The following is a 24403-nucleotide window of genomic DNA, read 5'->3' on the forward strand; positions in this document are numbered from 1 at the left end:
GTCCGCAGCCGAGGCGCGAAGCGCCGATCCAGCGGAGGCCCGTCCCACCGGCACGAGACCCCCACCGCCTCCCGCCCGAGACCCCCACCCCCATCTAGCCTGTCCGGCGTTTGAGGACGAGGCGCGAAGCGCCGATCAGCGGGGTCCAGGGGGCGCAGCCCCCGGTTTCGGAGAAGGGGTGGGACTGGGGCGCCCCGCGAGGGCCCCCGCCCCCTGCCCCCGAATGTCAGTGCCGTGGTGTGCAATGGATCTCGTGCACGCGCTCCAGGAACCATTGAAGAACGCGCTCGGCCAGGCCACCGCGAAGGTGATGGCCGAGCACCTCGGCCTGCACACGGTCGGCGACCTCCTGCACCACTACCCACGGAGATACGCGGAGCGGGGCGAGCTGACCCGTCTCTCCGACCTCCCGCTGGACGAGCACGTCACGGTCGTGGCCCAAGTGGCGACGGCCCGCGTGCTGCGGTTCAACGGCGGCAGCGGCCAGCGCCTGGAGGTGACCATCACGGACGGCAGCGGCCAGCTCCAGCTGGTCTTCTTCGGCCGAGGCATCCACAAGCCGCACAAGGACCTCCTCCCGGGCACGCGCGCGATGTTCGCGGGCAAGGTCTCCGTCTTCAACCGCAAGATGCAGCTGGCCCACCCGGCGTACGAACTGCTGCGGGGCGACGGCGAATCGGCCGCGGACGCGGTGGACTCCTGGGCCGGCGCGCTCATCCCGATCTACCCGGCCACCGCCAAGCTGGAGTCCTGGAAGATCGCCAAGTCCGTCGACGCGGTGCTGCCCAGCGCCCAGGAGGCCCTGGACCCGCTGCCGCCCGCCCTGCGCGAGGGCCGGGGCCTGATCCCGCTCCCCGAAGCCCTCCTGAAGATCCACCGCCCGCACGCGAAGGCGGACATCGCCACCGCCAGGGACCGGCTGAAGTGGGACGAGGCGTTCGTGCTCCAGGTCGCCCTGGCCCGCCGCCGCTTCGCCGACGCCCAGCTCCCCGCGGTGGCCCGCAGACCGCGGCCGGACGGCCTCCTCGACGCCTTCGACGCGAAGCTCCCCTTCACCCTCACCGACGGCCAGCGCACGGTCTCCAAGGAGATCTTCGACGACCTCGCCACCGAACACCCGATGCACCGCCTGCTCCAGGGAGAGGTCGGATCGGGAAAAACCATGGTGGCCCTGCGCGCCATGCTCGCCGTCGTCGACGCGGGCGGGCAGGCCGCGATGCTCGCGCCCACCGAGGTCCTGGCCCAGCAGCACCACCGCTCGATCACCGAGATGATGGGCGAGCTCGCGGAAGGCGGCATGCTCGGGGGCGCCGAGCACGCCACGAAGGTCACGCTGCTCACCGGCTCCATGGGCACGGCCGCCCGCCGTCAGGCCCTGCTCGACCTGGTCACGGGCGAGGCGGGCATCGTCATCGGGACGCACGCCCTGATCGAGGACAAGGTGCAGTTCCACGACCTCGGCCTGGTCGTGGTCGACGAGCAGCACCGTTTCGGCGTCGAGCAGCGCGACGCCCTGCGCGGCAAGGGAAAGCAGCCGCCCCACCTCCTCGTGATGACGGCGACCCCCATCCCTCGCACGGTCGCGATGACGGTCTTCGGCGATCTGGAGACCTCCGTCCTCGACCAGCTCCCGGCCGGCCGCTCGCCGATCTCCACGCACGTCGTCCCGTCCCAGGACAAGCCGCACTTCCTCGCCCGCGCGTGGGAGCGCGTGCGCGAGGAGGTGGACAACGGCCACCAGGCGTACGTGGTCTGCCCCCGCATCGGCGATCTGGACGACGAAGGCGCGGACGAGCCCAAGAAGGGCAAGGAGGGCAGCAAGAAGGGCGGCAAGAAGGGCAAGGCGGCCAAGGAGGAAGCCGCGGCGGACGACGCCGACAAGCGCCCCCCGCTCGCCGTCCTCGACGTCGCCGAAGAGCTCGCCCACGGCCCCCTGCGCGGCCTCGGCGTCGAGGTCCTGCACGGCCGCATGCAGCCCGACGACAAGGACGCCGTGATGCGCCGCTTCGCCGCGGGCGAGACGCACGTCCTGGTCGCCACGACGGTGATCGAGGTCGGGGTGAACGTCCCGAACGCAACCGCCATGGTGATCATGGACGCCGACCGTTTCGGCGTCTCGCAGCTGCACCAGCTCCGCGGCCGCGTCGGCCGTGGCTCCGCGCCCGGCCTGTGCCTCCTGGTCACCGACATGCCGGAGGCGAGCCCCGCCCGCGCCCGCCTGAACGCCGTCGCGGCCACCCTCGACGGCTTCGAGCTCTCCCGCGTCGACCTGGAGCAGCGCCGCGAGGGCGACGTCCTCGGTCAGGCCCAGTCCGGGGTCCGCTCCTCGCTGCGCATGCTCGCCGTCATCGACGACGAGGAGATCATCGCCGCGGCCCGCGAGGAGGCGACCGCCGTGGTCTCCCGCGACCCCGACCTGGAGCACCTGCCGGAGCTGCGCACCGCCCTGGACGCCCTCCTGGACGCGGAACGCGAGCAGTACCTCGACAAGGGCTGACGAAGGGCTGACGAAGGGCTGACAAGGGCTGAGGCGCCCGCACGGCATATCGTGAGGACAAGCCCCACCCCCGAGGGCGAGCCCCCGCCCCCAGCCGAAGGACGCAGAGACCCCATGACCCGCGTGATCGCCGGTGTGGCCGGCGGACGCCGCCTCGCCGTCCCGCCGGGGAACGGCACCCGGCCCACATCGGACCGCGCCCGCGAGGGCCTGTTCTCCACCTGGCAGGCCTTCCAGGGCACCCTCGACGGCGCCCGCGTCCTCGACCTGTACGCGGGCTCCGGCGCCGTCGGCCTGGAGGCCCTGTCCCGCGGCGCCGCGCACGCCCTGCTCGTCGAGGCCGACGCCCGCGCCGCGCGCACCATCCGCGAGAACATCAAGGCGCTCGGCCTGCCCGGCGCCGAGGCCAGGGCGGGCAAGGCGGCCCACATCATCCGTGAGTCAACCCCTGCCACCCCCTATGACCTGGTATTTCTCGACCCCCCCTACGCCGTCGGTGACGACGATCTTCGGGAGATCCTGCTCACACTCCGCTCGGGAGGGTGGCTCACGGACGACGCGCTCGTCACCGTTGAACGCAGTACGAGGGGCGGAGAATTCGCCTGGCCGGACGGCTTCGAGGCCTTGAGGTCCCGTCGCTACGGCGAGGGAACGTTTTGGTACGGTCGCGCCGCCTCCTCGTACCAAGAGCCTTCGTACGAAGAGTCTGAGATCGCGCCATGACCCGACCGGAGAGCGAGGGACTTCCGTTGCGCCGCGCCGTCTGTCCGGGGTCGTTCGACCCCATCACCAATGGGCACCTCGACATCATCGCCCGCGCCTCCAAGCTGTACGACGTCGTGCACGTCGCAGTGATGATCAACAAGTCGAAGAAGGGCCTGTTCGAGATCGACGAGCGGATCGAGCTGATCCGCCAGGTCACCGCCGAGTTCGGCAACGTGGAAGTCGAGTCGTTCCAGGGCCTGTTGGTCGACTTCTGCAAGGAACGCGACATTCCGGCCATCGTCAAGGGCCTGCGCGCGGTCAGCGACTTCGACTACGAACTCCAGATGGCCCAGATGAACAACGGCCTCACGGGTGTCGAGACGCTGTTCGTGCCCACCAACCCCGCCTACAGCTTCCTGTCCTCCTCGCTGGTCAAGGAGGTCGCGTCCTGGGGTGGCGACATCGCGCACCTGGTTCCCCCGGTCGTGCTCGAAGGCCTCAACAAGCGCCTCGCCAAGGGCTGATCAGGGGCTACAGTCGTCCCGTCCGTCTCCCAACCAGCTGTAGAGAGTGGCGAGCCCGCGGTGGACGTGCAGAAGAAGATCGACCAGATCGTCGAGACGGTCGGCAGCGCCAAGTCCATGCCGATGTCCGCCTCGTGCGTGGTCAACCGCGCCGAGCTCCTGGCGCTGCTCGAAGAGGTGCGCCAGGCCCTGCCCGGCTCCCTCGCCCAGGCCCAGGAGCTGATCGGCGGCCGGGAGCAGCTGGTCGAGCAGGCCCGCCAGGAGGCCGAGCGGATCATCGAGGGCGCGCACGCCGAGCGCGGCTCGCTGATCTCCGACACGGAGGTCGCGCGCCGCTCCCAGGCGGAGGCCGACCGCATCCTGGCCGAGGCCCGCCAGGAGGCCACCGAGGTCCGCCAGGAGGCGGACGACTACGTGGACAGCAAGCTCGCCAACTTCGAGGTCGTCCTCACCAAGACCCTCGGCTCCGTCGGCCGCGGCCGCGAGAAGCTCCTCGGCACCGGCCCCGGCGTCGACGAGCAGGGCTACGAGGACGAGGACGCCCCCGAGCGCAGCCACGACCCGGACACCCTGCGCCGCAACGCCGACGTGTACGTGGACGTGAAGCTCGGCGCCTTCGAGGCGGTCCTCGCCAAGACCCTGGAGGCCGTCGGCCGCGGCCGCCAGACCCTGCACGGCCGTGCCCCGGCGGACGAGCTCAGCGAGCTGGACGAGGCCGGCGCCAAGACGCACAGCTCCGACGCGGACTACCTGGCGGACCTGGCCGAGACCCCCGCCCGCCCGGCCGCCCCGCAGACCCCGCCCCAGAGCCCGCCGCCGATCCCGGCACAGCAGCCCTACGCGCCCGCCCCGCCCCAGCACGAGCCGGACCCGTACGCGTACCAGCAGGACCAGTACGGACAGCCGGTCCAGGCCCCGTACGCACAGGCCGCCCAGGACCCCTACACCGGGGGCGGGGACCAGTACGGCGGCCAGGCCCCGTACGCGGGCCAGGATCCGTACGCCTACCAGCAGGGGTACGGCCAGCCGGATCCGTACCAGCAGGGGTATGGCCAGCAGGACCCCTACGCGTACCAGCAGCAGGGCTACGACCAGAACCAGCAGCAGGCCCCGCAGCCGCAGGGCTACGGCCAGCAGGGCCCCGCGCCGGCCGTGCTCGACGAGACCAGCCTCTTCGACACCACCATGATCAGCGCGGAGCAGCTGCGCCAGTACGAGCAGGGGCGCTAGGCGCGGGCACCGGGGCCGGGCGTCGGCCGATTGGGCCGAGAGCGAAAGGTCCAGTATCCTGGCTCTTCGGTCGCGCGTATGTCCGCGGTCCGAGCTGCCCGCTCACACCGCGTTCTCGCGGCCCCGGCGCGGTGGCCTCCTTGCCAAGCCCCCAGGATTCGAAAGCAGGAAACCCCCTGAGCACGCGCCTCGACCACCGAAACCCGCTTGTGTTCGACACACACGAGCTGGGTCGGCGTCCCGGTGCCATGCAGCGGGTGACCCGCACCATCGAAGCCCCCGGTTCACCGGCTCCGTTCGGTGTCGAAGGGGTCATCGGAGTGCCGGACGGCGCCCCGGTGGAGCTGGACATCCGCTTGGAGTCGGTCATGGAAGGGGTGCTTGTCACAGGCACCGCCCGTGCATCGGCCAAGGGGGAGTGCGTAAGGTGTCTGGAGCCGGTCGAGCTCGCGCTCGACGCGGACTTCCAGGAGATGTTCTCGTACCCTGACGCCGACGACCGGGGCCGCACCGCGGAACCGGCCGACGACGCCGAGGACGACGAGGACCGGCTTTTCCTCGAGGACGGCATGTTCGACCTCGAGCCCGTGCTGCGGGACGCGGTGGTGCTCGCACTGCCGATGCAGCCGGTGTGCCAGGACGACTGCCAGGGCCTGTGCTCCGAGTGCGGAGTGCGGCTCACGGACGACCCGGACCACCACCACGACGCCGTCGACATCCGTTGGGCGGCTTTGCAAGGACTCGCTGGCACCATCCAGGACGGCGAGAAGGACGAGATGAGCGGCGACGCGCCTCGAACGGCGCACGTCGACGAGAAGCAGGAGAAGTAGCCGTGGCTGTTCCGAAGCGGAAGATGTCGCGCAGCAACACGCGCCACCGCCGGTCGCAGTGGAAGGCTGCGGTCCCCACCCTGGTTTCGTGTGAGCGTTGCCAGGAGCCCAAGCTGCAGCACATCGCGTGCCCCGCTTGCGGCACCTACAACAAGCGCCAGGTCCTCGAGGTCTGAGCGGCTGGTGAGAGGCGCTGTGTCTAGCCCGAAGAAGGCGGAAGACGCCAAGATGGCAGACAGCAACAACGCGGCCTCGTCCCACACGCTTCTGGAAGGGCGGCTCGGGTATCAGCTCGAGTCCGCCCTTCTGGTGCGCGCGCTCACCCACCGTTCGTACGCGTACGAGAACGGCGGTCTGCCCACCAACGAGCGCCTGGAGTTCCTCGGGGACTCCGTGCTCGGCCTCGTGGTCACGGACACGCTGTATCGCACCCACCCCGACCTGCCCGAAGGCCAGCTGGCCAAGTTGCGGGCCGCGGTGGTCAACTCGCGTGCGCTGGCGGAGGTGGGCCGCGGGCTCGAACTGGGCTCCTTCATCCGGCTCGGCCGGGGCGAAGAGGGCACGGGCGGCCGGGACAAGGCCTCCATCCTCGCCGACACCCTGGAAGCGGTGATCGGCGCGGTCTATCTGGACCGGGGTCTGGAAGCGGCGAGCGAGCTGGTGCACCGGCTCTTCGACCCGCTGATCGAGAAGTCCTCGAACCTCGGCGCGGGCCTGGACTGGAAGACCAGTCTCCAGGAGCTCACCGCGACGGAGAACCTCGGCGTGCCCGAGTACCTCGTCTCGGAGAGCGGCCCGGACCACGAGAAGACCTTTACTGCTGCCGCCCGCGTCGGAGGCGTCTCGTACGGCACCGGCACCGGCCGCAGCAAGAAGGAAGCGGAGCAGCAGGCCGCGGAATCCGCCTGGCGCGCCATTCGCGCGGCGGCGGACGAGCGGGCCAAGGCGGCGGAAGCGGCGGAAGCCGAATCGACGCCACCGGATTCGCCGTTCGGCGAAGCCGAATCCGCTTGATCCCCACAGCAAGTCGAACGCCCGCCCGTGACCGGTACTCCGGCCCACGGACGGGCGTTCTGCTGTCGGGGCGGGCTGATCCCGGCTCTTCCGCCGCCTCTGAGGCCGGAGGGGCTGTCTATAGCCCGTCCGGCGTTTGAGGACGAGGCGCGGAGCGCCGACAGGGCCTCAGCCCCGGCGCACGCCGGACGATAAACTGCCGACGCCCCCACCCCGCACCCCGTCCGGAGGACCCCCGTGCCTGAACTGCCCGAGGTAGAGGTGGTCCGGCGCGGCCTCGAACGCTGGGTGGGCGGCCGGACCGTCACCGACGTGGAGGTCCTGCACCCGCGCGCCGTCCGACGGCACCTCGCGGGCGCCGAGGACTTCGCGCTCGGCCTCAAGGGCCACCGCTTCGGCGCCCCCATGCGCCGCGGCAAGTACCTGTGGCTGCCCCTCGCGGACAGCGGCACCTCCGTCCTCGCGCACCTGGGCATGAGCGGCCAGCTCCTGGTCAAGACCGAACAGACCCCGGACGAGAAGCACTTGCGGATCCGGGTGCGCTTCACGGACGACCTCGGCGCCGCCGCCCCGGACGCGGCAGGCACCGAGCTGCGCTTCGTCGACCAGCGGACCTTCGGCGGCCTCTCCCTGCACGAGAACACCCCGGACGGCCTGCCGGACGTCATCGCGCACATCGCCCGCGACCCGCTCGACCCGCTCTTCGACGACGAGGCCTTCCACCAGGCCCTGCGCCGCAGCCGCAGCACCATCAAGCGCGCCCTGCTCAACCAGTCCCTGATCAGCGGCGTCGGCAACATCTACGCCGACGAGGCGCTGTGGCGCACCCGGCTGCACTACGAACGCCCGACGGCCACCTTCACCCGGCCCCGCACCGCCGAACTCCTCGGCCACGTACGGGACGTGATGAACGAGGCCCTCGCCGTCGGCGGCACCAGCTTCGACAGCCTCTACGTCAACGTGAACGGCGAGTCGGGCTACTTCGACCGCTCCCTGGACGCGTACGGCCGCGAGGACGAGCCCTGCCGGCGCTGCGGGACGCCGATGCGGCGGCGACCCTGGATGAACAGGTCCAGCTACTTCTGCCCGCGCTGCCAGCGCCCGCCGAGGCTCCCGTAGCGTTCACGCCCACCGAGGCCGCGGGCACGGCTCGGCGCCCGCTGAGACAGTCGTGACGGCTCAGCGCCCGGCCTGGCTCTCGTCGTAGCGCCGCTGGGCCGCCAGCACGTCGTCCTGGTTGCCCTCCACGAAGTGGATCAGGGTCAGCAGGCGCTCGGCGATCTGCTCGCCCAGCGGGGTGAGGCGGTAGTCCACGCGCGGCGGGTTCGTCGGCTGCGCGTCGCGGTGCACCAGACCGTCGCGCTCCAGCGCGTGCAGCGTCTGCGACAGCATCTTCTCGCTCACGCCGTCGACCCGGCGGCGCAGCTCGTTGAACCGGAACGTCCCGTCGTGCAGCGCGCCCAGCGTGAGCGCGCCCCAGCGGCCCGTGACGTGCTCCAGCGTGGTCCGCGACGGGCAGGCGCGGGCGAACACGTTGTAGGCAAGGTCCGCGTCGGAGGCGCTCTCGGGGCGTACGAGGGGGTCCATACCGACAGCGTACTCTCCCGCAGCGCTAACCATGAGGTTGCGCTAACCAAAAGTTAGTGCTTTCCTTTCGTTTGTCGGCCGGTCCACGGGCCGCCGCCTCCCCACCCCCGTCCCCATCGAGGAGTACTCCGCCATGACCAGCCCCGTTGTCGCCATCGCCTACCACTCCGGATTCGGGCACACCGCCGTCGTCGCGGAGGCCGTCCGCGCCGGTGCCGAGGACGCCGGTGCGAACACGCACCTGATCAAGGTCGACGAGATCACCGAGGCCGACTGGGAGCTCCTGGACGCGGCGGACGCCATCGTCTTCGGCTCGCCCACCTACATGGGCACCGCATCGGGCGCCTTCCACGTCTTCGCGGAGGCCTCGTCGAAGCGCTGGTTCACCCGTGCCTGGCAGGACAAGATCGCCGCGGGCTTCACCAACTCCGCGTCCAAGAGCGGCGACAAGCTGCACACCCTGCAGTACTTCCAGACGCTCGCCGCCCAGCAGGGCATGCACTGGGTGAGCCTCGGCCTGCTCCCCGGCTGGAACTCCACCGAGGGCTCCGAGAACGACCTCAACCGCCTCGGCTTCTTCTCCGGCGCCGCCGCCCAGACCAACTCCGACGAGGGCCCGGAGGCCGTGCACAAGGCGGACATCGCCACGGCCGAGCACCTCGGCCGTCGCGTCACCGAGACCGCGCGGATCGTCCTCGCGGGCCGCGCGGCCGTGGCGGCCTGACGCTGCCCGGGGCACCCGGTCTTTCGAGGGCGCCGGGCGCGCTCAGCGGTCCGAGCGCGGCGGAGCCGTGGCTCAGAAGCCGAAGTCCTGCGTCCACCACGGGCCGCCCGGCGCGAAGTGCGCGCCGACGCCCAGGGTCTTGTAGTCGCAGTTGAGGATGTTGGCGCGGTGGCCGGGGCTGTTCATCCAGGCGTCCATGACGGACTGGGCGTTGGCCTGGCCCCGGGCGATGTTCTCGCCCCCCAGGTCCTGGATGCCGGCCTTCTCGGCGCGGTCCCACGGGGTCGCGCCGTCCGGGTCGGTGTGCGCGAAGAAGTCCCGCTCGGCCATGTCGGCGCTGAAGTTCCCGGCCAGCGTGGCGAGCCCGGGGTCGGCGGTCACCGGCCGGCAGCCCACGTTGGCCCGCTCCTGGTTGACCAGGGCGAGCACCTCGGCCTCGGCCGCGGTCTCGTCGGCCGACGGCTTCGCGGGCGCGGGCGGGGCGGCGGGCTTCTGGGGCGTCGTACGGCTCGGTGCGGGTGTCCGGTCCGGTTTGTCCGCGCCGGCGCCCCTGCCCGGGTCCTTGCGGTCCTTGTCGGGCCCCTTGCCCTTCTCGCCCTTCCCGGCCTTGTCACCCCCGTCGGCCTTGCCGCCGGCGTCGTGCTGCGGCTTGGACGGGGTGGTCGAGGGCTTGCCGGACGGCTTCTGCGACGGCTCGGCGCTCGACTCCGACGGGGCCGGGGTGTCGGAGGCGGGGCCCGGGGTGCTGCGGTTGCCCTCGGCGGTGCCGTCGGCGCCGCCCTGGGGGTCGATTCCGGAGGGGGAGCCCGCGGTCCTGACCGCGCCGGGGGTGTCGCCACCGCCCAGCGAATAGGTGTCACCGCCGGGCACCAGGCCGGAGGCGACCGCTACGGCGCCCATCGCGACCGCCGCGGAGACGCCGAGCAGTCCGGTGCGCACGGGCGCGGAGGCGCGGCGCCTGCGCCGGTGCTGAGAGGGGCCGCGCCGACGGCCCTCGCCGCCGGGCAGGGCGCTCGCGGCCGTCTCGGCGGTCGAGGTGCCGAAGAGATAGGCGTCGGAGGAGGACGTGTCGAATCCGCCGTTTCCCCCGCGTCCCGCGTATCCGTCGTATTCCGCGTGCCCCCGGTAAAAGCCGTACGCGCCGGAAGAGTTCTCATAAGAGCCCGCACCGGCGGTGCCCGAAACGTCGGAACCCGTGAGGTCGGCGGATCCGGCGGAATGATCGGGAAGTTCGGAGTGATCGGAAGAGGGGGAATGATCGGCGCGGCCGGTGGCGGCGCGGCCGGCGGCGGAGCGTCGGTGGCGTCCCATCTCCTGGCCTTTCGTCCTGACGCCCGGCGCTTGCCCGGGGCGTCGTTCTGACCGTCGACGTGACTCACCCATACGGGTGAGGCTCGTCGAGTCGCGACTGTACGCGATGGCGCAAGGGGGCGAAGTGCTCCCTGGGCAATTGGCCGGTTAGCGTGCACCTTATGAACGAAGAAGTCCGGCTCACCGCCTGGGTGCGCGGCCGTGTACAGGGAGTGGGTTTCCGCTGGTTCACGCGGGCCAAGGCGCTCGAGATCGGAGCCGTGAGTGGTTTTGCTCTCAATCTCGACGACGGCCGTGTGCAAGTGGTCGCCGAAGGTTCACGCGAGCGTTGCCAACGGCTCCTCGACTGGCTCCGCGCGGGCGACACTCCCGGCCGCGTCGACGGTGTGACTGAGATCTGGGACACGCCGCGGGGCGGCTACGAGTCGTTCGCCATTCGCTGACGCGGGTCCGGCCGACGCGCTCCGGCGTGCCCCGGCGGGTGTGGCCGTGGCACCTGCCTGAGGCAGGAAAGACCTGGTGATTGCCAAGAAGGGCTTGCCGTGGCAGGCTCCGCGGGTAAGGATGATCTCGACGCCCCCAGGGCCCCGCCGCAGAGGCAGCGCCGTAGTTCCACGGCCGCGCGCCCCCGGGTTGCCCGTCAATACGGGGCGTGATCGTGTTGACCGTCAAACTTTTTGGTGAGACTCTGGAAGCCCCGCGCACCCTAGCTGTTTGGCATGTGAGAACGGCCAAGTAACACCCAGCAAGAACAGAAGAGTGCCAGGCACCGCGGGTGCGATTCCCTCACGACCCACACCGATTCGGTCGGTCACTCAGTGTGGAGGACCACTCATCATGGCAAAGGCGCTTCTCGGTTACGTCGGCGGCAGCGACCCGCGACTCCTCGCCGAGATGCGACGGCTTCAGCAGCGCGTCCAGGACCTGGAATCCGAGCTCGTCAGGATCCAGGCGGAGAACGACACGCTGGCGGCTGCCGCTTCTCACGACGCGCTCCTGGAGAGCATCGACGTACCCCAGGCGGAGCCTGCGCTCACCTGACCCACGCCACTTCGAGCACACGGCAACGGACTTTCCTGCCACGCGTGGTCGGGCCGCCCGTCATAAGCCGCTGAACAAGTAGAGATCTGCTTGATCGAATAGATCCTGGAGATCCGCGATAGATCCGAGAGATCTGCAAGGGACGCTTCGGCGTCCCTTCTTTCTTTGTGGCTCCCGTCCCCGGGCTTTGCCGCTCCTGCTGCCCGGGCCCTGCCCGTCGCCGTGCCCCCGTGGGGCCTTACACCTGATGTGCCCTGCACCTTCCGCCGTGAAACTGCTCGCACGTTCCTCGGTGAACTCACGGAGAAAGGTAGAGTCACGCGGCGTGCACCTCAAGGCCATGACACTGCGCGGTTTCAAGTCCTTCGCGTCGGCGACGACGCTGAAATTCGAACCGGGCATCACCTGCGTCGTCGGACCGAACGGATCCGGCAAGTCCAACGTCGTGGACGCGCTGAGCTGGGTCATGGGCGAACAGGGCGCCAAATCGCTGCGCGGCGGCAAGATGGAGGACGTCATCTTCGCCGGGACGACCGGCAGGCCCCCGCTCGGCCGCGCCGAGGTGTCCCTCACGATCGACAACTCCGACGGCGCCCTGCCGATCGAGTACGCCGAGGTCACCATCACGCGGATCATGTTCCGCAACGGCGGCAGCGAATACCAGATCAACGGTGACACCTGCCGCCTGCTCGACATCCAGGAACTGCTCTCCGACTCCGGCATCGGCCGCGAGATGCACGTCATCGTCGGCCAGGGCCAGCTCGACTCCGTCCTGCACGCAGACCCCATGGGCCGCCGCGCCTTCATCGAGGAGGCCGCAGGCGTCCTCAAGCACCGCAAGCGCAAGGAGAAGGCGCTGCGGAAGCTGGACGCGATGCAGGCCAACCTCGCGCGCGTGCAGGACCTCACCGACGAGCTGCGGCGCCAGCTCAAGCCCCTGGGACGCCAGGCCGCCGTCGCCCGGCGCGCCGCCGTCATCCAGGCCGACCTGCGCGACGCCCGCCTGCGGCTGCTCGCCGACGACCTCGTGGGCATGCGGCAGGCCCTGAACGCCGAGGTCGCCGACGAGGCCGCGCTCAAGGCCCGCAAGGACGCCGCCGAGGCCGAGCTGAAGACGGCCCTCCAGCGCGAGGCGGTCCTTGAGGACGAGGTGCGGCGGCTCAGCCCGCGCCTGCAGCGGGCCCAGCAGACCTGGTACGAACTGTCGCAGCTGGCCGAGCGGGTGCGCGGGACGATCTCGCTCGCCGACGCCCGGATCAAGAGCGCCCGCTCGGCGCCCGCCGAGGAGCGGCGCGGACGCGAGCCCGAGGACATGGAGCGCGAGGCCGCCCGCATCCGCGAACAGGAGGCGGAGCTCGAAGCGGCCCTCGAAGCCGCGCAGTACGCCCTCGACGACACCGTCACCCACCGCGCGGAGCTGGAGCGCGACCTCGCCGCCGAGGAGCGGCGCCTGAAGGACGTGGCGCGGGCCATCGCCGATCGGCGCGAAGGGCTCGCGCGGCTCGGCGGCCAGGTCAACGCGGCCCGGTCGCGGGCGGCGTCCGCGCAGGCCGAGATCGACCGGCTCGCGCTCGCCCGCGACGAGGCACGGGAGCGGGCGGTCACCGCACAGGAGGAGTACGAACAGCTCAAGGCGGAGGTCGACGGCCTGGACGCGGGCGACGCCGAGCTGGGGGAGCGGCACGAGGAGGCCCGCCGCGCCCTCGCCGCCGCCGAGGCCGAGGCGGGCGCGGCCCGCGAGGCGGTCACCGCGGCCGAGCGGAAGCGGGCCGCCGTCGCCGCCCGGCACGACGCCCTCGCCCTCGGCCTGCGCCGCAAGGACGGCTCGGGCGCGCTGCTCGCCGCCCGCGACCGGCTCACCGGGCTGCTCGGCCCCGCCGCCGAACTCCTCAGCGTGGCACCGGGCTTCGAGGTGCCGGTGGCGGCCGCGTTCGGCGCGGCCGCCGACGCCATCGCCGTGTCGACGCCCGCATCGGCTGCAGAAGCGATCCGCCTGCTGCGCAAGCAGGACGGGGGGCGGGCCGCGCTGTTGCTGGCGGGGGCGCCTGACGTCAGCCGGGGCGCCGGGAGCAGCGCCGGGCGCCCGGTCGGCGGCGGCGCGGGCGGGCGACATGACGGTGCCGTCGGCCGGGGGGACGGCGAGGCGGCGGGCGCCGCTTCCGGTGGCTTGACGGAGAGGGGCGAGGCCGAGACCGGTGTGGGTGCCGGTCGAGCCGACGAGATCCCCGGTGTCGTACCGCCGGAAACGCGGGGCGACGGCCCTCCGTACGCCGCCGAACTCGTCCGCGGCCCCGCCGAGTTGATGCCCGCCGTGCGGCGGCTGCTGCGGGACGTCGTCGTGGTCGGGACGCTGGAGGACGCCGAGGACCTGGTCTACGCGCACCCGGAGCTGACGGCCGTCACCGCCGAGGGGGATCTGCTCGGGGCGCACTTCGCGCAGGGCGGGTCCGCGGGTGCGCCGAGCCTCCTGGAGGTGCAGGCGTCCGTCGACGAGGCGGCGGCCGAGCTCGCCGACCTCGACGTGCGGTGCGAGGAGTTGGCCGGGGCGCAGCAGCGGGCGGGGGAGTCGCGCGCGGAGTGTGCCGCGCTGGTCGAGGAGCTGGGGGAGCGGCGGCGCGCCGCCGACCGGGAGAAGTCGGCCGTCGCCCAGCGCCTCGGATCCCTCGCCGGGCAGGCGCGCGGCGCCGCCGGGGAGGCGGAGCGGTCGGCCGCCGCGGCCGCCAAGGCCCAGGAGGCACTGGAGCGGGCCGCGGCGGAGGTCGAGGAGCTGGCCGAGCGGCTCGCCGTCGCCGAGGAGGCGCCGGCCGACGAGGAGCCCGACACCGCCGTGCGCGACCGGCTCGCCGCCGACGGCGCCAACGCACGCCAGACGGAGATGGAGGCCCGGCTCCAGGTGCGCACGCACGAGGAGCGGGTCAAGGGCCTCGCCGGGCGCGCCGAAGGACTCGACCGCGCCGCCCGCGCCGAACGCGAGGCACGCGCGCGTGCCGAGCAGCGCAGGGCACGGCTGCGCCACGAGGCCGCCGTCGCCGAGTCCGTCGCCTCCGGCGCCCGCCAGCTGCTCGCCCACGTCGAGGTCTCCCTGGTCCGCGCCGAGCAGGAGCGGGCCGCCGCCGAGCGCGCCAAGGAGGTGCGGGAGCGGGACCTGGTCGCCGAGCGGAACCAGGGGCGCGAGCTGAAGGACGAGCTGGACAAGTTGACGGATTCAGTCCACCGGGGCGAGGTACTCGGCGCGGAGAAGCGGCTGCGGATCGAGCAGCTGGAGACCAAGGCGCTGGAGGAACTCGGTGTGGAACCCGCGGGGCTCGTCTCCGAGTACGGGCCCGACCAGCTCGTGCCGCCCTCGCCCGCCGCCGAGGGCGAGGAACTGCCCGAGGACCCCGAGCACCCGCGCAACAGGCCGGTGCCCTACGTCCGCGCCGAGCAGGAGAAGCGCCTCAGGTCAGCCGAACGGGCGTACCAGCAGCTCGGGAAGGTCAACCCGCTGGCCCTGGAGGAGTTCGCGGCCCTGGAGGAACGCCACAAGTTCCTCAGCGAGCAGCTGGAGGACCTCAAGAAGACCCGGGCCGACCTCCTCCAGGTGGTCAAGGAGGTCGACGAGCGCGTCGAGCAGGTCTTCACCGAGGCCTACCGGGACACGGCCCGGGAGTTCGAGGGGGTCTTCAGCAGGCTGTTCCCGGGCGGTGAGGGGCGGCTGATCCTGACCGATCCCGACAACATGCTCACCACCGGTGTCGACGTCGAGGCCAGGCCGCCCGGCAAGAAGGTCAAGCGGCTCTCGCTGCTCTCCGGCGGCGAGCGGTCCCTGACCGCCGTGGCGCTGCTCGTGTCGATCTTCAAGGCGCGGCCCAGCCCGTTCTACGTGATGGACGAGGTCGAGGCGGCGCTCGACGACACCAACCTGCAGCGGCTCATCCGGATCATGCAGGAGCTGCAGGAGGCCTCGCAGCTCATCGTGATCACGCACCAGAAGCGGACGATGGAGGTCGCGGACGCGCTGTACGGCGTGTCCATGCAGGGCGACGGCGTCTCGAAGGTGATCAGCCAGCGGCTGCGCTAGCCCTCGCCCGGTTCACTCCAGCGGCCCACCCCGTGTTCAGAGCTTGAACGCGGGGTGTCGTCTCGTGTGGCTCAGATTCACAGTTAGCGAACTATTGACTTCGCAACTTGAAGGAATAGTCTCTGCAACGTTGCTTTTACCTTCAGGTGGTGGGCGGCGTGAAGTTGTGCGCCACTTGAAGGGCTCTCACCCCCACCCCCGGCAACGCAGCCGGTGGCCCGAGGAGTACACGTGACCAGCACAGCGCAGCCGCCGCAGCCCGGGGCCAGGGAGGCCCATCCGGACCATCTCGGCCATGTCATCTTCATCACGGCAGCCGCCGCGATGGGCGGGTTCCTCTTCGGCTACGACAGTTCCGTGATCAACGGCGCGACCGTCGCGATCCAGGACCGGTTCGACGTCAACGCGGACATGCTGGGCTGGATCATCGCCACCGCGCTGCTCGGCTGTGCCGTCGGTGCCGCTGTCGCGGGCCGCATCGCCGACCGCATCGGCCGCATCCGCTGCATGCAGATCGCCTCGGTCCTCTTCGCGGCCAGTGCCGTCGGCTCCGCGCTGCCGTTCGCCGCGTGGGACCTCACCGTGTGGCGCTTCATCGGCGGCATCGGCATCGGCATGGCCTCCGTGATCGGCCCGGCCTACATCGCCGAGGTCGCGCCGCCCGCCTACCGCGGCCGCCTCGCCTCCTTCCAGCAGGCCGCGATCGTGGTCGGCATCGCCGTCTCCCAGCTCGTCAACTGGGGCATCCTGAACATGGCGGACGGCGACCAGCGCGGCAAGCTGGCCGGCCTCGAGGCCTGGCAGTGGATGCTCGGCGTCATGGTCGTCCCGGCCGTCCTCTACGGCCTGCTGTCCTTCGTGATCCCCGAGTCCCCGCGCTTCCTGCTCTCCGTCGGCCGTCAGGCCGAGGCCAAGAAGGTGCTCGCCGAGGTCGAGGGCACCTCCGTCGATGTCGAGGCGCGCGCCGCGGAGATCGAGCTGGCCATGCACCGCGAGCACAAGTCGACGTTCAAGGACCTGCTCGGCGGCAAGTTCGGCTTCCTGCCGATCGTCTGGATCGGCATCTTCCTGTCGGTCTTCCAGCAGCTCGTCGGCATCAACGTGATCTTCTACTACTCGAACCAGCTCTGGCAGTCGATCGGCCACGACCCGAGCAGCTCGTTCCTGTACTCCTTCGAGACGTCGATCGTGAACATCGTCGGCACGGTCATCGCGATGATCTTCGTCGACCGGATCGGCCGCAAGCCGCTCGCCCTCATCGGCTCCGCCGGCATGGCCGTCGCCCTGTTCACCATGGCCTGGGCGTTCTCCTACCGGACCGGCTCCGGTGACGACGTCTCGCTGCCGCAGGGCCAGGGCCTGACCGCGATCATCGCCGCCAACGCCTTCGTGCTCTTCTTCGCGCTCTCCTGGGGCGTGGTGGTCTGGGTGCTGCTCGGCGAGATCTTCCCGAACAAGATCCGCGCCGCCGCGCTCGGCGTGGCCGCCTCCGCGCAGTGGCTCGCCAACTTCGCGATCACCAAGACCTTCCCGAGCATGTCGGAGTGGAGCCTGACCGGCTCGTACATCATCTACGGCGCGTTCGCCGCGCTCTCGATCCCCTTCGTCGCCAAGTTCGTCAAGGAGACGAAGGGCAAGACCCTGGAGGAGATGGGCTAAACCCCGCTGCCCCGCTCCTCTTGAGGAAGCTGCCCCGGCCCGAGGACCGCAAGGTCAGTCCTTGAGCCGGGGCAGTACGTTCTCGCCGAACAGATGCAGGCTCCGCCACCCCTCGTCCACCGGCATCCCGCCGGCGAGCGGATGCAGGACGAGGTTCGCCCCCGACCCCGCGAGCGCCACGCACGCGTCGGGCGTGAGGATCCGGTACACGCCCTCGGCACGCAGTTCGTCGACCGTCGTCGCCGCCGAGCGCACCGCCGAGCGGATGTCGTCGGACTGCCAGGAGGCATAGGTGCGGGCCTCGTGCAGGAAGTGCTCGCCGTACGCGGCCCAGGTGCGGTCGGGGTCCTCGCTGAGGTGCAGCAGCGGGGTCTCGGGCGCGGGCATCATCGTCCAGCCCTCGGTGCCGTACTCGGCGCGCTTGCCGTCGTAGTACGCCTGGAGCTCCGGCAGATGGGCGCTGGGGAAGAACGGCAGGCCGAACCGGGCGGCGCGACGGGCCGCCGCCCGGGACGATCCGCCGACCAGGAGCATCGGGTGCGGCCGGGTGTACGGGCGCGGGGTGACGCGCACGGTGCGGCCGCGGTGGCTGAACTCCTCGCCGGTCCAGGCCTTGAGCAGGGTCTCGAGCAGTTCGTCCTGGAGCTTGCCGCGCCGGGTCCACTCGACGCCGAACGCCGCGTACTCCTCGGGCCGGTAGCCGATCCCCGCGACCGTGACGAGACGGCCGCCGCTCAGCAGGTCGAGCACGGCGATGTCCTCGGCCAGGCGCAGCGGATCGTGCAGCGGCCCGATGATCGCCGAGACGGTCACCGCGATGCGCCGCGTGGCCCCGAACACCGCGCCCGCGAAGGCGAACGGCGAGGGCAGCCAGTTGTTGGCGACGCCGTGGTGCTCCTCGGTCTGGATCGTGGACACGCCGCGGTCGTCGGCGTACGCGGCCATCTCCAGGGCGGCGCGGTAGCGGGCGCTGAGGGTGTCGGGAGTGGCCGCGGGATCGACGAGGTTGACACGTACGACTGTGACGGGCATGCGGAACGTCCCCCTTCACCGGGACGGCGAGCCGCGGGCAGCGGGCCGGGTGCGGCGAAGGGGGACGTTAGCTGACGCTTCGTCAGATGGCCAGGGGCGGGCCGGGGTCGGTGGCGGCTACGCCTTGGCCGTGGCGGGCTTGGCCTCGGCGGCGGGAGCGGGCTCGGCCGTCGCCGTCTCGGGCAGCGGCCGGCGCGGGAGGAGGGCGTACATCGCACCCGCGACCACGATCGTGACGAGCCAGCCGAGGCCGTTGCGCCCGATCCAGGAGGTGGCGAGCGGGCCGCTGAACCAGTCGACCTTGGTGAAGAGCAGGCCCACGACGAGCGCGAGGGCCCAGGCCGCCATGGCCTGCCAGGCGAAGCCCGCCTTGTACCAGTACGCACTGGTGCGCTTGGTGTCCATCAGCGCTTCGCCGTCGTAGGTCTTCCTGCGGAACATGTCGACGCCGAAGACGCCGATCCAGGCGGAGAACGCGACCGCGAGCAGGGTCAGGAAGGAGATGAAGGAGCCCATGAAGCTGGTGGCGACGTTCATCAGGAGGTAGCCGAAGATCAGGCTGATGATCGCGTTCACGCTGACCGCCCAGGCGCGCGGGACCTTGATGCCGAGCGTCATGGCGGTGAAGCCCGCGGAGTACATCGACATCGAGTTGATCAGCAGCATGCCGATCAGGGCCATGATCAGGTACGGCACGGCGATCCAGGTCGGCAGCAGGTCGCCGAGGAAGGCGACCGGGTCGTTCGCCGAGGACAGGCTCGGCGTGGAGACGGCCATGACGGCGCCCATCAGGACCATGGGGACCACGACGATGGCGGCGCCGCCGACGGCGTGGCCGACCAGCGGCTTGTTCGGGGCGTTGCGCGGCAGGTAGCGGGTGAAGTCCGGCCCCGTGGGCACCCAGCTGATGCCGCCCGCGGCGATGGTGCCGATGCCCGCGATCATCATCGCGGTGGAGCCGGCGGGCTTGTCGAAGACGTTCGACCAGTCGGTGTCCGTCAGGAGATAGATCAGGACCAGGACGCTGAACGCGCCGAAGAGGTACGTCGACCACTGGCTGCAGACGTGCAGCACCTTGCGGCCGAGGCCCGAGATGAGGAAGGTCGCGGCGACGAAGAGGAGCAGCGTCACGACCTTCAGGGCGGTGTTCGCCTTCACCCCGAAGCAGATGTCGAGCACGGTGAGGATCGCGTACGCACCCGTGACCGCGTTGATCGTCTCCCAGCCCCAGCGGGCGACCCAGATCAGCGAGCCGGGGAAGAGGTTGCCGCGCTGGCCGAAGACCGCGCGCGAGAGCGTCATGCCCGGGGAGCCGCCGCGCTTGCCCGCGATGGAGACGAGGCCCACCAGGCCGTAGCTCAGTACGGGGGAGACGAGGGCGACGACCAGGACCTGCCAGAAGTTCAGCTTGTTCGAGACGATCAGGCCGGCGCCCATCGTCAGGAGCAGAACGCTGATGTTGGCGGCGACCCAGGTGGGGAACAGCTCGCGGGTCCTGCCGTGCCGCTCGGAGTCCGGGACGGGCTCAAGGCCTCGGGTCTCCAGGGCGCCTTCGTGTTCGGCCGTTTCGGCGGTGGTGCTCATGAGGGGTGGTTCCGTGCCTCTCGCTCGGCTTGCGTCGACGTCGTCGCCGGCCGGTGGGGGTGAGCTGGGTGAATCAGCAGATGGGACTCTACGCGCGTTGACGCAGCCTCTTCCATCGTACTTTAGTCCGAGTGATGGCGGCTAGTGGCGTATGTCCTTTGGAGGAAAACACAAGGAGCCTGCCCGAAGGGCCCATGACTGATACTGGGTGAGTTATGGAAATCGTCATCCTTGCTGTAGTCATCGCCGTGGTCGTGGTCGGTGCGATCGGCGGGCTCGTCGTCGGCAGCCGCAAGAAGAAGCAGCTGCCCGAGGCGAAGGCCCCCTCCGCGACGCCCACCATCACCGCCCCTCCGGCCGAACCGCACGTCGGCGACGAGGCCGAGACGCCGCGCGACGAAGCGCGCCGCACGATCGAGGAGGTGGACCTGCCGGTCGCCGAACCCTCGGCGTCCGCACCCGTCACGACCGAGGAGCCCGCGGCCCCGCCGGCTCCCGAGATCGAGACCCCCGAGCCCACCGCGGGCCGCCTCGTGCGCCTGCGCACGCGCCTCTCGCGCTCCCAGAACGCACTCGGCAAGGGCCTGCTCACGCTTCTCTCGCGCGAGCACCTGGACGAGGACACCTGGGAGGAGATCGAGGACACCCTCCTGACCGCCGACGTCGGCGTCGCCCCCACCCAGGAGCTCGTCGAGCGGCTGCGCGAGCGCGTCCGTGTGCTCGGCACGCGCACCCCCGAGGACCTGCGCGCCCTGCTCCGTGAGGAACTCCTCACGCTGGTCGGCACGGACTTCGACCGCACCGTGAAGACCGATTCGGGCCTGGAGACCCCGGCCATCGTGATGGTCGTCGGCGTCAACGGCACCGGCAAGACCACCACCACCGGCAAGCTCGCCCGCGTCCTGGTCGCCGACGGCCGCTCGGTCGTCCTCGGCGCCGCCGACACCTTCCGCGCCGCCGCCGCCGACCAGCTCCAGACCTGGGGCGAGCGCGTCGGCGCCCGCACGGTCCGCGGACCCGAGGGCGGCGACCCGGCGTCGATCGCCTTCGACGCCGTCAAGGAGGGCATCGCCGAGGGCGCCGACGTCGTCCTCATCGACACCGCGGGCCGGCTGCACACCAAGACCGGCCTCATGGACGAGCTGGGCAAGGTCAAGCGCGTCGTCGAGAAGCACGCGCCCCTGGACGAGGTGCTGCTCGTCCTCGACGCCACCACCGGTCAGAACGGCCTGGTGCAGGCCCGCGTCTTCGCCGAGGTGGTCGACATCACCGGCATCGTCCTCACCAAGCTCGACGGCACCGCCAAGGGCGGCATCGTGGTCGCGGTCCAGCGCGAGCTGGGCGTGCCGGTGAAGCTCATCGGCCTCGGTGAGGGCGCGGACGACCTGGCGCCGTTCGAGCCCGAGGCGTTCGTCGACGCGCTGATCGGGGACTGAGCCGGGGCGTCGTGGTGTGCTTACGCACGGCCGCCCGCTCGTGTGCGCCTCGCCCGTGCGTGGCCTGCTCCGTCAGCGGAGATCAGCGGAGATCAGCGGGGATCGGCGGAGATCAGCGGAGAAGCGAAGAAGTGCCCCACTCCCGGGTGCAGCCGGGAGCGGGGCACTTCGTCATGTGGTCCCCGCGCGGGGCGCGCGTCACGCGGGTGACCGATGGGCGACGTACGCCAGCGTGCCGAGGAGGAGCCGGGCGTGCGGCGGGCCCGTGACGGACTCGGGGTCGGGGGAGCGCAGCCAGCGGACCGGGCCGAGGCCCGCGCGGTCGGACGGCGGGGCGGTGATGTGCGCGCCGGGGCCCAGGCCGTGCAGGTCGAGGCCGGTGTCGTCCCAGCCCATGCGGTAGAGCAGCTGCGGCAGTTCGGCGGCGGCGCCGGGGGCCACGAAGAAGTGCGTGCGGCCGTCCGGGGTGGCCGTCACCGGGCCGAGCGGCAGACCCATCCGCTCCAGGCGCACCAGGGCGCGGCGCCCCGCGGCCTCGGCCACCTCGATCACGTCGAACGCGCGGCCCACGGGCAGCATCACCGACGCGCCCGGGACCTGCGACCAGGCCTCGGTCACCTCGTCGAGGGTGGCGCCGGCGGCGATCTCCGGGGCGAAGTCCAGCGGGTGGGCGCCGGGGGCGGCGCAGTCGGCACGACCGCAGGAGCACCGGCCGTCCTGGGCGCGTGCGCCGGGCACCACGGCCCAGCCCCACAGGCCCGTGTACTCGGCGACGGCCGTGCACTCCTCGGCGGCCGAGCGGCAGCGCCGACGGGACCCGGAGCGCGGCTCCTTCGCCTCTTTGGCGGCGCGCGCCTCCTTGGCCGCGCGCGGCACCCGCGCCTCCGCGCCCGCCTCTGTCGCGCCCGTCGCGCCGTTCGCACCCGTCTCGTCGGGCGCGCCTGTCCGCTTGGTCCCCCGGACGTCCTTCGTTCCCCGGACACCGGACCGGGGCTCTTTGGTCCCCCGGATGCCGCCGATCGTGAAGCCCATGCCCCCTCCAACGGGTCGCGTGTGCGGTGGTTACGTGTGCGCGGTCGCCGCGTGACGGATCCCGACCGTGACCCGCCGCGTCTGGACGCGTTGTGCACGTCTCAAGCCGACTCTCGCCGACTTTCGCCGCGTTCCGCCGTCAGGTGGTGCCCGCGCTCGGAGGCATTACCGGTGGTGCACTCCGTGGCCCGCGCCCCTGCGTGCTCCGCTCCGCCCACTTTTGGTTGGTCGCGGTTGTCTGGTGTCAAGTGAATCGTGTGCGGCGGGCAGGTAGTTCATTCGAAGGGGTGGCGAATGGTGGCGTTTCCGCGTTCGCCCTCGCCGGAGCGGTGATCGTAGGATTACTTTCGGTACATGACTCGGGGACTTGCGCACTCGTGGGTATGCCGGAGGCAAGTCGGTTTCCCGTTCGAAGGGTGACATTCTCCGGACGGACCGCCGCAACACGCGGCATTCTGTTAGGGCTTGACGTGGACCTCGGACAAGTGGCTTGAGGGATGGGGGCGTTCCAGTGGGCGGCAATGGCGGTAGCGGTGCGAACGCTGAGAAGCGCCCCAACGAGATGCTCGGCTCCTGGTTCGTGCGCAGCGGCTGGTCGAAGGGCGAGCTGGCCCGCCAAGTGAACCGCAGAGCACGCCAGTTGGGCGCGCACCACATCTCCACGGACACCTCGCGCGTGCGCCGCTGGCTCGACGGCGAGAACCCCCGCGAGCCCATCCCGCGCATCCTCTCCGAGCTGTTCTCCGAGCGCTTCGGCTGCGTCGTCGCCGTCGAGGACCTCGGCCTGCGCGCCGCCCACAAGGCCCCGTCCGTGTCCGGCATCGACCTGCCCTGGACCGGCCCCCAGACCGTCGCCCTGATCAGCGAGTTCAGCCGCAGCGACCTGATGCTGGCGCGGCGCGGCTTCCTCGGCACCTCGCTCGCCCTGTCCGCGGGCCCCGCCCTCATCGAGCCCATGCAGCGCTGGCTCGTGCCCGGCCCCTCCGCCCCGGTCGTCGCCCCCGAGCCGCAGCAGCTCACCCCGCGCCGCCCCGGCCGCCTCTCCCGCCCCGAGCTGGACCTCCTGGAGTCCACCACGGTGATGTTCCGCCAGTGGGACGCCCAGTGCGGCGGCGGCCTGCGCCGAAAAGCCGTCGTCGGTCAGCTGCACGAGGTGACCGACCTGCTCCAGGAGCCCCAGCCCGAGGACACCGCCAAGCGCCTGTTCAAGGTCGCCGGCGAACTGGCCGAACTGGCGGGCTGGATGAGCTACGACGTAGGGCTCCAGCCCACCGCCCAGAAGTACTTCGTGCTCGCCCTGCACGCCGCCAAGGAAGCCGGCGAGAAGTCCCTCGGGTCGTACATCCTCTCCAGCATGAGCCGTCAGATGATCCACCTCGGCCGGCCCGACGACGCCCTCGAACTGATCCACCTCGCGCAGTACGGCAGCCGCGACTGCGCGAGCCCGCGCACCCAGTCGATGCTGTATGCGATGGAGGCCCGCGCCTACGCCGGAATGGGTCAGCCCGGCCGCTGCAAACGGGCGGTCCGGATGGCCGAGGACACCTTCGCCGACGCGGACGACTGGGACGAGCCCGAGCCCGACTGGATCCGCTTCTTCTCCGAGGCCGAGCTGAACGGCGAGAACGCCCACTCCTTCCGCGACCTGGCCTACGTGGCCGGCCGCAGCCCCACGTACGCCTCCCTGGCCGAGCCCGTCATGGCGCGCGCCGTCGAGCTCTTCGGCAGCGACCCCGAGCACCAGCGGTCGTACGCACTGAACCTGATCGGCATGGCCACCGTGCACCTGCTCCAGAAGGAGCCCGAGCAGAGCACGGTGCTCGCGGGCGAGGCCCTGGCCATCGCCAAGAAGGTGCGCTCCGAGCGGGTCAACACCCGACTGCGCAAGACCGTCGACAACGCCCTGCGCGACTTCGGGGACGTGGCGGACGTGGTCCGGCTCACCGACCAGCTCGCCGTCGACATGCCGGAATCCGCGGAGGCGGTCTGACACGCCCGCGCACCGGGCCGCCTGACCGGCGCGCCCCGCACACTCCGGCCGCGGCCGGCCCATCCCGACAGCCCGACTAGGCTCCCCCATGCCAGGTCATTCGGATGGCCGCCGCGGCCGGGCTGCTTTTGCGCCTAAGCCGGCGCC

20 protein-coding genes are annotated in these 24403 nt (G+C 71.4%); 15 read left to right on the top strand and 5 right to left on the bottom strand.

Features of this window, described 5'->3' with window-relative positions:
- Window positions 1–244: 244 nt before the first annotated feature.
- The 8 genes from recG (at window position 245) to mutM (ending at window position 7919) form a co-directional block, all read left to right on the top strand.
- Window positions 245–2497: an ATP-dependent DNA helicase RecG gene (gene recG, locus AB6L24_RS33550; RefSeq protein WP_405661656.1), complete on the top strand. Its 2253-nt coding sequence runs from the start codon at window positions 245–247 to the stop codon at window positions 2495–2497.
- A gap of 114 nt (window positions 2498–2611) precedes the next feature.
- A complete protein-coding gene (gene rsmD / locus AB6L24_RS33555; RefSeq protein ID WP_405661658.1) occupies window positions 2612–3220 on the top strand; it encodes a 16S rRNA (guanine(966)-N(2))-methyltransferase RsmD in 609 nt (202 codons plus the stop codon).
- Between the two features lie 26 nt (window positions 3221–3246).
- On the top strand, window positions 3247–3726 hold the full coding sequence (gene coaD / locus AB6L24_RS33560; protein WP_193560590.1) for a pantetheine-phosphate adenylyltransferase: 480 nt from the start codon (window positions 3247–3249) through the stop codon (window positions 3724–3726).
- A gap of 60 nt (window positions 3727–3786) precedes the next feature.
- The gene (locus tag AB6L24_RS33565) at window positions 3787–4956 is read left to right on the top strand and encodes an ATP synthase F0 subunit B (protein WP_405661660.1); all 1170 of its coding nucleotides are present in this window, start codon (window positions 3787–3789) and stop codon (window positions 4954–4956) included.
- A 176-nt stretch (window positions 4957–5132) separates the two neighbouring features.
- The gene (locus AB6L24_RS33570) at window positions 5133–5786 is read left to right on the top strand and encodes a YceD family protein (RefSeq protein WP_380848199.1); all 654 of its coding nucleotides are present in this window, start codon (window positions 5133–5135) and stop codon (window positions 5784–5786) included.
- Between the two features lie 2 nt (window positions 5787–5788).
- Window positions 5789–5962: a 50S ribosomal protein L32 gene (rpmF, locus tag AB6L24_RS33575; protein ID WP_030361955.1), complete on the top strand. Its 174-nt coding sequence runs from the start codon at window positions 5789–5791 to the stop codon at window positions 5960–5962.
- Window positions 5963–5969: 7 nt separating this feature from the next.
- The gene (gene rnc / locus AB6L24_RS33580; RefSeq protein WP_380847141.1) at window positions 5970–6800 is read left to right on the top strand and encodes a ribonuclease III; all 831 of its coding nucleotides are present in this window, start codon (window positions 5970–5972) and stop codon (window positions 6798–6800) included.
- A gap of 237 nt (window positions 6801–7037) precedes the next feature.
- Window positions 7038–7919, top strand: coding sequence for a bifunctional DNA-formamidopyrimidine glycosylase/DNA-(apurinic or apyrimidinic site) lyase (mutM, locus tag AB6L24_RS33585; RefSeq protein WP_405661663.1), 882 nt, complete (start codon window positions 7038–7040; stop codon window positions 7917–7919).
- 60 nt (window positions 7920–7979) lie between these two features.
- Here the strand turns inward: mutM and AB6L24_RS33590 are convergent, their stop codons facing one another.
- Window positions 7980–8387, bottom strand: coding sequence for a winged helix-turn-helix transcriptional regulator (locus tag AB6L24_RS33590; protein WP_405661665.1), 408 nt, complete (start codon window positions 8385–8387; stop codon window positions 7980–7982).
- A 133-nt stretch (window positions 8388–8520) separates the two neighbouring features.
- Here AB6L24_RS33590 and AB6L24_RS33595 point away from each other — a divergent pair, with 133 nt between their 5' ends.
- On the top strand, window positions 8521–9111 hold the full coding sequence (locus AB6L24_RS33595; protein WP_405661667.1) for a flavodoxin family protein: 591 nt from the start codon (window positions 8521–8523) through the stop codon (window positions 9109–9111).
- Between the two features lie 72 nt (window positions 9112–9183).
- On the opposite strand, the gene AB6L24_RS33600 is transcribed toward AB6L24_RS33595, so the two are convergent.
- A complete protein-coding gene (locus AB6L24_RS33600) occupies window positions 9184–10422 on the bottom strand; it encodes a CAP domain-containing protein (RefSeq protein WP_405661670.1) in 1239 nt (412 codons plus the stop codon).
- 161 nt (window positions 10423–10583) lie between these two features.
- On the opposite strand from AB6L24_RS33600, the gene AB6L24_RS33605 reads away from it, so the two are divergent.
- The 4 genes from AB6L24_RS33605 to AB6L24_RS33620 all read left to right on the top strand — a co-directional run bounded on the left by AB6L24_RS33605 (window position 10584) and on the right by AB6L24_RS33620 (window position 17182).
- Complete coding sequence (locus AB6L24_RS33605; protein ID WP_030361961.1) at window positions 10584–10865, top strand: acylphosphatase; 282 nt, start codon at window positions 10584–10586, stop codon at window positions 10863–10865.
- 394 nt (window positions 10866–11259) lie between these two features.
- Window positions 11260–11463 (top strand): hypothetical protein, encoded by a 204-nt coding sequence (locus AB6L24_RS33610; protein WP_030361962.1) that lies wholly within the window; start codon window positions 11260–11262, stop codon window positions 11461–11463.
- 325 nt (window positions 11464–11788) lie between these two features.
- Window positions 11789–15523, top strand: coding sequence for an AAA family ATPase (locus tag AB6L24_RS33615; protein ID WP_405661673.1), 3735 nt, complete (start codon window positions 11789–11791; stop codon window positions 15521–15523).
- Window positions 15524–15754: 231 nt separating this feature from the next.
- A complete protein-coding gene (locus AB6L24_RS33620) occupies window positions 15755–17182 on the top strand; it encodes a sugar porter family MFS transporter (protein WP_405661675.1) in 1428 nt (475 codons plus the stop codon).
- 54 nt (window positions 17183–17236) lie between these two features.
- On the opposite strand, the gene AB6L24_RS33625 is transcribed toward AB6L24_RS33620, so the two are convergent.
- Both AB6L24_RS33625 and AB6L24_RS33630 read right to left on the bottom strand, forming a co-directional pair.
- A complete protein-coding gene (locus AB6L24_RS33625; protein WP_405661677.1) occupies window positions 17237–18214 on the bottom strand; it encodes an LLM class flavin-dependent oxidoreductase in 978 nt (325 codons plus the stop codon).
- A 117-nt stretch (window positions 18215–18331) separates the two neighbouring features.
- The gene (locus AB6L24_RS33630; RefSeq protein WP_405661679.1) at window positions 18332–19798 is read right to left on the bottom strand and encodes a purine-cytosine permease family protein; all 1467 of its coding nucleotides are present in this window, start codon (window positions 19796–19798) and stop codon (window positions 18332–18334) included.
- A gap of 215 nt (window positions 19799–20013) precedes the next feature.
- Here AB6L24_RS33630 and ftsY point away from each other — a divergent pair, with 215 nt between their 5' ends.
- Window positions 20014–21234 (top strand): signal recognition particle-docking protein FtsY, encoded by a 1221-nt coding sequence (ftsY, locus tag AB6L24_RS33635; protein ID WP_405661681.1) that lies wholly within the window; start codon window positions 20014–20016, stop codon window positions 21232–21234.
- A 198-nt stretch (window positions 21235–21432) separates the two neighbouring features.
- On the opposite strand, the gene AB6L24_RS33640 is transcribed toward ftsY, so the two are convergent.
- Window positions 21433–22110 (bottom strand): bifunctional DNA primase/polymerase, encoded by a 678-nt coding sequence (locus AB6L24_RS33640; protein WP_405663512.1) that lies wholly within the window; start codon window positions 22108–22110, stop codon window positions 21433–21435.
- Window positions 22111–22777: 667 nt separating this feature from the next.
- Between AB6L24_RS33640 and AB6L24_RS33645 the strand changes: the two genes are divergently transcribed.
- Window positions 22778–24256, top strand: coding sequence for a hypothetical protein (locus AB6L24_RS33645; protein ID WP_405661684.1), 1479 nt, complete (start codon window positions 22778–22780; stop codon window positions 24254–24256).
- Window positions 24257–24403: the final 147 nt, after the last annotated feature.

Source organism: Streptomyces sp. RK9, from assembly GCF_045070545.1.
Taxonomy (GTDB): Bacteria; Actinomycetota; Actinomycetes; order Streptomycetales; family Streptomycetaceae; genus Streptomyces; species Streptomyces alboflavus.

Bases quoted from the DNA above. Each gene is read 5' to 3' on its own strand.
- rsmD (WP_405661658.1), top strand. From the start codon at position 2,612: ATGACCCGCGTGATCGCCGGTGTGGCCGGCGGACGCCGCCTCGCCGTC.
- ftsY (WP_405661681.1), top strand. From the start codon at position 20,014: ATGGAAATCGTCATCCTTGCTGTAGTCATCGCCGTGGTCGTGGTCGGT.
- AB6L24_RS33605 (WP_030361961.1), top strand. From the start codon at position 10,584: ATGAACGAAGAAGTCCGGCTCACCGCCTGGGTGCGCGGCCGTGTACAG.
- AB6L24_RS33625 (WP_405661677.1), bottom strand. From the start codon at position 18,214: ATGCCCGTCACAGTCGTACGTGTCAACCTCGTCGATCCCGCGGCCACT.
- AB6L24_RS33600 (WP_405661670.1), bottom strand. From the start codon at position 10,422: ATGGGACGCCACCGACGCTCCGCCGCCGGCCGCGCCGCCACCGGCCGC.
- AB6L24_RS33630 (WP_405661679.1), bottom strand. From the start codon at position 19,798: ATGAGCACCACCGCCGAAACGGCCGAACACGAAGGCGCCCTGGAGACC.
- AB6L24_RS33610 (WP_030361962.1), top strand. From the start codon at position 11,260: ATGGCAAAGGCGCTTCTCGGTTACGTCGGCGGCAGCGACCCGCGACTC.
- recG (WP_405661656.1), top strand. From the start codon at position 245: ATGGATCTCGTGCACGCGCTCCAGGAACCATTGAAGAACGCGCTCGGC.
- AB6L24_RS33590 (WP_405661665.1), bottom strand. From the start codon at position 8,387: ATGGACCCCCTCGTACGCCCCGAGAGCGCCTCCGACGCGGACCTTGCC.
- AB6L24_RS33595 (WP_405661667.1), top strand. From the start codon at position 8,521: ATGACCAGCCCCGTTGTCGCCATCGCCTACCACTCCGGATTCGGGCAC.